The 6,173-nt window shown below is 47.4% G+C and carries 7 protein-coding genes; 3 read left to right on the top strand and 4 right to left on the bottom strand.

Annotation, left to right across the window (positions count from 1 at the left end; all coding sequences use genetic code 11):
• Positions 1-149: 149 nt before the first annotated feature.
• The 3 genes from rplS to murI all read left to right on the top strand — a co-directional run bounded on the left by rplS (position 150) and on the right by murI (position 2,196).
• Positions 150-497: a 50S ribosomal protein L19 gene (gene rplS, locus AC3DOM_RS14595; protein ID WP_487919777.1), complete on the top strand. Its 348-nt coding sequence runs from the start codon at positions 150-152 to the stop codon at positions 495-497.
• A gap of 69 nt (positions 498-566) precedes the next feature.
• Positions 567-1,292 (top strand): gamma-glutamyl-gamma-aminobutyrate hydrolase family protein, encoded by a 726-nt coding sequence (locus AC3DOM_RS14590; RefSeq protein ID WP_487919776.1) that lies wholly within the window; start codon positions 567-569, stop codon positions 1,290-1,292.
• 64 nt (positions 1,293-1,356) lie between these two features.
• A complete protein-coding gene (gene murI / locus AC3DOM_RS14585) occupies positions 1,357-2,196 on the top strand; it encodes a glutamate racemase (RefSeq protein ID WP_487919775.1) in 840 nt (279 codons plus the stop codon).
• Between the two features lie 60 nt (positions 2,197-2,256).
• On the opposite strand, the gene cyaB is transcribed toward murI, so the two are convergent.
• From cyaB to AC3DOM_RS14565, 4 genes are all read right to left on the bottom strand, one after another.
• Complete coding sequence (cyaB, locus tag AC3DOM_RS14580) at positions 2,257-2,868, bottom strand: class IV adenylate cyclase (protein ID WP_487919774.1); 612 nt, start codon at positions 2,866-2,868, stop codon at positions 2,257-2,259.
• Positions 2,869-2,940: 72 nt separating this feature from the next.
• Positions 2,941-3,438: an acyl-CoA carboxylase biotin carboxyl carrier protein subunit gene (locus tag AC3DOM_RS14575; protein ID WP_487919773.1), complete on the bottom strand. Its 498-nt coding sequence runs from the start codon at positions 3,436-3,438 to the stop codon at positions 2,941-2,943.
• A 51-nt stretch (positions 3,439-3,489) separates the two neighbouring features.
• Positions 3,490-4,998: an acetyl-CoA carboxylase biotin carboxylase subunit gene (accC, locus tag AC3DOM_RS14570; RefSeq protein WP_487919772.1), complete on the bottom strand. Its 1,509-nt coding sequence runs from the start codon at positions 4,996-4,998 to the stop codon at positions 3,490-3,492.
• A gap of 14 nt (positions 4,999-5,012) precedes the next feature.
• On the bottom strand, positions 5,013-6,173 hold a 1,161-nt coding region (locus tag AC3DOM_RS14565), incomplete at its 5' end, for an acyl-CoA carboxylase subunit beta (protein WP_487919771.1).

Raw genomic sequence — 6,173 nt, 5'->3', positions numbered from 1 at the left:
CAAAAGGGGACATTTTAACTTGTCGGAAATAGGACATTACTACTTATCGCTAACATTAGTCTTTACGCACACCTTGTCGCGTGATATAATCTGCCCTTGCGTTAGGCAAGATAGATGCAATTATAAAATACAGTTTGAAGGAAAAGAACATGAGCGATATATTGAAATCACTTGAAGCACCAGTCAATGAAAACATCCCGGAGTTGCGATCTGGTGATATAGTCAGCGTCCACGCCCTTGTCAAGGAAGGCGACCGTGAGCGTATCCAGGAATTTAAAGGAACAGTAATTAGAATCAGAAATAGCGGCAACAATGCCAACTTTACTGTTCGGCGTACAGCCAGCAATGGGATTGGCGTAGAACGTACATTTCTAACCCGCTCTCCCCGCGTACAAAAAGTTGTCGTTGAGAGACACTCCAAAGTACGTCGTGCAAACCTTTACTTTCTGCGTGACCGCACAGGTAAAAGTGCGCGCCTTAAACAGAAATTCAACTAACCCCCTCGCAATATCTCAAAAGGGTACAGCTCAATACTGCTGTGCCCTTTTTCTTTTCTAGGATGTAAGATGTCTTTACCATTAATAGGCATTACTGCCGGTCACTCAAAAAACCCCCATGGGCTGCCCATAATCCACCTTCTGCGAACCTATGTAGATTCGACCATAGCTGCCGGGGGTGTTCCCGTCATCATTCCCTCGGAACTATCAGAGGAGGGCTGGAGACTCCTCTATACCAAACTAGATGGCGTAATCTTTTCTGGTGGTGCGGATATTGACCCTCAGCTTTTTGGCGGAGTACCTCACCCTGCCATCTATGGCATTGATAGCGAGCGAGATGCACTTGAAATCCCTCTTATCCACCATATGGCTGATGACAATAAGCCTTTTTTGGCAATTTGTCGTGGTTTCCAGGTATTAAATGTCGCCCTGGGAGGGACATTATATACACATGTCAGCGATCAAATTCCCAACAGCGCCCAACATGATACACCAAATGACCAACCCCGCGACAGCCATGCTCACGATATTCAAATAATGGAAGATAGTCGTTTAGCTGAAATTCTTAAAAAACCCATCTTGAGCGTAAACAGCTGGCATCATCAAGGCGTCAAGGAAGTTTCGCCACGCCTTAAAGTAACCGCACATTCCCCAGATGGATTGGTTGAAGGAATGGAATTGGAAGATCATCCATTTGGGATAGCTGTTCAATGGCATCCGGAATGGATGCCGGAAGACGCCTCCATGAAAAACCTCTTCAAAGCCTTTGTAGACGCTGCGAAAAAAAACAGCTAGATCTTATAATCCCCTTTTTGAAAGAAAGCGGAATTCTTCATTTCCAAGCGTTATAATCTCTTCCATGCAACTCCCATCTTTAACAGCCCCATTGGGCATCTTCGACTCCGGCGTTGGCGGTCTCTCTGTTTTGCGTGCCATCCGTGCGCAAATGCCGCACGAAAACCTGCTCTACTTTGCCGATCAGGGACACGTCCCGTATGGGTCACGCAGTCTTGAGGAGGTCCGTCATTTCTCTGAGGCGATCACCCATTTTTTACTGGGGCAGGGAGCAAAACTGATCGTGGTGGCCTGCAACACCGCTTCTGCCGCAGCGCTGCATTATCTGCGGAAAACTTTCCCCGATATTCCGTTCATAGGAATGGAACCAGCTATAAAACCTGCTGCAGAGCACACCAATTCGGGCGTGGTTGGCGTTCTGGCAACCCCGGCCACTTTCCAGGGGAAATTATATGCTTCGGTTGTGGAGCGCTTTGCAAAGGATGTGGACGTCCTGCAAGACACGTGCCAGGGACTGGTGGAAGAAATTGAGCGCGGCGCATTGGAGGCAGATTCTACGCGAAAAATTTTAGTTGCCGCGCTCCGTCCCATGCTCGACAAAGGGCTGGATACCGTTGTTTTAGGCTGTACCCATTACCCCTTTGTGATTCCGTTAATCGAAGAGATCGTCGGTGAGAGCGTTCGGGTTATTGACCCAGCTCCGGCGGTGGCCCGGCAAGTTGAACGTCGGCTTGATGCGCTTAATCTCCGTCAACGGGAAGAAATACAAGGGGAGGTCCAAATATTTACCTCAGGGGAAAAAGCAGCTCTCGAGTCTATCATCCCCAAACTTAGAGAGAAGATTTATCTCATTCAGGAAGTAAAATGGGAATCAGGAAAACCGGAAATAAAAGGGGTGTCTTAAATCGTGCCTTTTTCACTTCAAAATAAATTGTGATAGTTCGCATAATACAAATCCGGAATCTTATATATCTGCACTCCGAATTGAAATATCCTCTAAATTAAAATTGCTCTCTTTTAAAGCCTCGAAGGTCAGAAAAGTTTCATCCAATTCACGCCCATCACAAAGTCGTCTAAGGATGCCCAAATAACCCACTTTAACGGCAGCCCTCCAGTTCAGATGAAGCTCGCGGGCAACTTTTTGGATACTCGCCACATCAGGGCCTTCAATTTCAAGAAAGGTTCCAAAAGGTAATTTATCCATCATAAAAAGAAGATCACCAAGTTTGTATTCGGTTCTAATTTTTTCATAGACAGCGACTACTTCATAGCCCAATGCCTCAAGAAATTTTCGAGCAGATTCAAAATCCCCAACCGTAAATTCAATCTCTTCACGGCTGAGTACACCATCCAGATTTTTGGACTTTCCCTTAAAGGTCAGGTGCGATTTTGAATCACGTCGGAGACGTAAAACAGAACTTTTCCTGTATATATCACCGGCTTGTGTGTCAAAGCGGAGGTTGTACTCATGAATTGCTGGAGATACCAATTCTGCGCCGATATCCTTTAAACGTTTTGCCAGCCCGTCCACATCGGCAATATGAAATTTAACCTCAGTTTCTGTTGTTGGTTTCATTCTTTATAATAAATCAGTGGATGCTTTCCACAAAGCACTCAGCAAGGGATGAACCACCGAGTGTGACAAGAATTATTCTACACTCAAAAGTTTTTGGCGTTGCTCAACGCTATCGCCCGCTTTAATCTGAATTCGACCGATCACTCCATCGCGCGGAGATTTGAGTTCATTCTGCATCTTCATTGATTCGAGGATAAGTAATACATCTCCTTGTTTTACCTCCTGCTTTTCTTCAACGACAACGCTTACAACAAGCCCAGGCATCGGGGCCTTGAGGTGATATGGCCCAGATTGAACGACTAAGCCGCCTGAGGCTGCCCTGAGACGGCGCTCACGTTCATCTTCCACCCGGCTGTGATAAAGCTTTCCCTTTACCAAAATTTCAAGATCTTCGCCTCCCTCATAAACATAGGCCTCATAAGATTTGCCATCTACGATCAGGGAAAAAACCGGTTGCGATTCAACCGATTCAAAATCCACTTTAACAATTTTGCCATCCAGGGAAATATGGCGATCATCAATGATCTCAACTAGAAATTCTTTACCATCTATCGTGGTTATATACTTCATAATATAGTCTCGTGATATTGTATTCTGTGGGCTTTTTGCCCTGTTCCCTAACTACTTGGTCAGCCTCTCCCAGCGAGAAACCCATTTCCAGTTGCTCGTATCGCGCTCATTGCGTCGCACAACATGGGCAGCTCGCTCAGTTTGTTCGTGCTTGACAAGCGTGGCAATTATGGCGGCAACATCCGGATGAGTTACTTTATCCTCCGATATACTTTCCATTGAAAATTCTTCCTCTACAAAACGCGTATCGTATTGCCCGGCCATAAAGCGATGCGAATCCATCATGGTTTGATGGAAAGGTATATTGGTCCGAACGCCAACAATTTTATACTCTTCCAGTGCACGCCGCATCCGCAATATGGCCTGGGCACGGGTTTCTCCCCAGACAATCAATTTTGAGATCATTGGATCATAATACGGAGTTATTTCAAAGCCAGGATAAACACCCGTGTCTACACGAATACCCGGGCCAGTCGGCAAGACACTATGAGTAATGCGTCCGGTCGAGGGCATAAAATTATTATGCGGGTCTTCGGCGTTAATGCGACATTCAATCGCGGCACCGTTAATCTGGACATCGTCCTGTGTGAAGGAGAGCTTCCGTCCACGAGCAATCCGAATCTGCTCTTTAACGATATCCACGCCGGTCACCAACTCGGTGATCGGGTGCTCCACCTGCAAACGGGTATTCATTTCAAGAAAGTAAAAATTTTTATCCTTGTCGACCAAAAACTCAATTGTGCCCGCGCTTTCGTACTCTACCGCTTTTGCTGCTTTAACAGCCACTGCACCCATCCGCTGACGTAAACCTTCATCTATAAATGGGGACGGAGATTCTTCGAGCAATTTTTGATGACGTCGCTGAAGTGAACATTCACGCTCATTCAGGTGGACGACGTTTCCGTGCTTGTCGGCCAAAATCTGAATTTCGATATGCCTCGCTCCGAGAATCAATTTCTCCAAATAAACATTATCCTCCCCAAAGGCAGATTTGGCCTCACGCCGTGCTGACTTGAGCAATAACGGCATCTCATCCAAATTTGTTACCTCTCTCATCCCCTTACCGCCGCCTCCAGCAGTTGCTTTGATCAATAACGGGAAGCCGATCTGGGGTGCAAGCTTGAGCAACTCATCATCACTCAAATTGCCAGTTCCCTCTGTGCCAGGAACCACAGGGACACCCGCATTCGTCACGGTCTCGCGGGCAACCAGTTTATCTCCCATGGCAACAATTGCGGAGGGTTTCGGACCGATGAACTCCAGTCCGGCATCCTCAACAGCCTGGGCAAAATCAGATCGTTCTGCAAGAAATCCATACCCTGGATGAATTGCACCTGCCCCGCTCTCCAACGCGATCTGGATAATTTTTTCACCCCTTAAATAAGATTCGCTGGATGGCGCAGGACCTAGCAAATAGGCTTCGGTCGCATAACGGACATGCATTGCCTGGCGGTCAGCTTCAGAATAGACCGCCACCGTTTGTATTCCCAACTCGCGACAGGCCCGTAAAATACGGACGGAGATTTCGCCACGATTGGCGATCAAAACTTTAGTCAACATAAATTTCTCCTCCCCTACAGCGGGATATTCCCATGCTTTTTGGGCGGATTTGAATCACGCTTATTGCTCAACATCTCCAGCGCGTTGATCAATCGTGGACGAGTATCGCGAGGCTCAATAACGTCATCGATAAAACCTCGTCCAGCTGCAACGTATGGGTTGGCAAATTTCTCGCGATATTCCTCGACCAACTCTGCCTTGCGCACTACGGGATTTTCCGCTTCAGCTAATTCTTTCCGGAAGATTATATTCACCGCGCCTTCAGGACCCATTACTGCGATCTCAGCGGATGGCCAGGCAAGGTTCAAATCACCACGAATATGCTTGGAAGACATCACATCGTATGCGCCCCCATAGGCCTTGCGCGTGACCACCGTCAACTTGGGCACAGTCGCTTCGCAATAGGCGAAAAGTAGTTTCGCTCCAGATCGAATGATCCCTCCATGCTCTTGCACGGTACCCGGCAAAAATCCGGGTACGTCTACGAAGGTAATGATCGGAATATTGAATGAGTCGCAGAAGCGAATAAATCTGCCAGCTTTCTCAGATGATTCGATATCCAAAACACCTGCCAAAACAGCAGGTTGGTTCGCTACAATTCCTACCGAGTGCCCGCCCAATCGAGCAAATCCAACCACAATATTCATTGCATAACTCGGGTGAATTTCAAAGAATTCCCCATTATCCATTACCCGCGTAATAACCTCTTTAATATCGTAGGGTTTGCCAGGATCATCGGGGATGAGTGTATCAAGCTCCTCATCGCGGCGCAGGGGGTCATCGCCCGTATCAACAAAGAGCGGGTCTTCCATATTATTCTGTGGCAGATAACCCAGGAGCTTGCGGACAAGAAAGAGAGTATCCGCTTCGCTGTCAGCAGCAACATGACAGATCCCAGATATCTCCGAGTGGACGCTTGCTCCACCCAAATCTTCAAAGGAGACTATTTCGTTGGTAACCGCTTTAACAACATCCGGACCCGTAACAAACATGTAGGAAGAGTCACGCACCATGAAAATAAAATCAGTCAATGCCGGGGAGTAAACTGCGCCACCCGCACAAGGCCCCAAGATCGCAGAAAGCTGCGGGATGACGCCACTGGCCAGGGTGTTGCGCAAGAAAATATCAGCATACCCACCAAGAGAGACAACACCCTCCTGGATGCGTGCGCCACC

It is taken from the genome of Candidatus Desulfolinea nitratireducens, from assembly GCF_982879505.1.
Note: the sequence above shows the minus strand (reverse complement) of the source record. Positions and strands in the feature narration are given on the sequence as shown.

Coding starts and splice junctions, on each gene's coding strand:
- AC3DOM_RS14590 (WP_487919776.1), top strand. CDS start 567: ATGTCTTTACCATTAATAGGCATTACTGCCGGTCACTCAAAAAACCCC.
- AC3DOM_RS14575 (WP_487919773.1), bottom strand. CDS start 3,438: ATGAAGTATATAACCACGATAGATGGTAAAGAATTTCTAGTTGAGATC.
- murI (WP_487919775.1), top strand. CDS start 1,357: ATGCAACTCCCATCTTTAACAGCCCCATTGGGCATCTTCGACTCCGGC.
- cyaB (WP_487919774.1), bottom strand. CDS start 2,868: ATGAAACCAACAACAGAAACTGAGGTTAAATTTCATATTGCCGATGTG.
- accC (WP_487919772.1), bottom strand. CDS start 4,998: ATGTTGACTAAAGTTTTGATCGCCAATCGTGGCGAAATCTCCGTCCGT.
- rplS (WP_487919777.1), top strand. CDS start 150: ATGAGCGATATATTGAAATCACTTGAAGCACCAGTCAATGAAAACATC.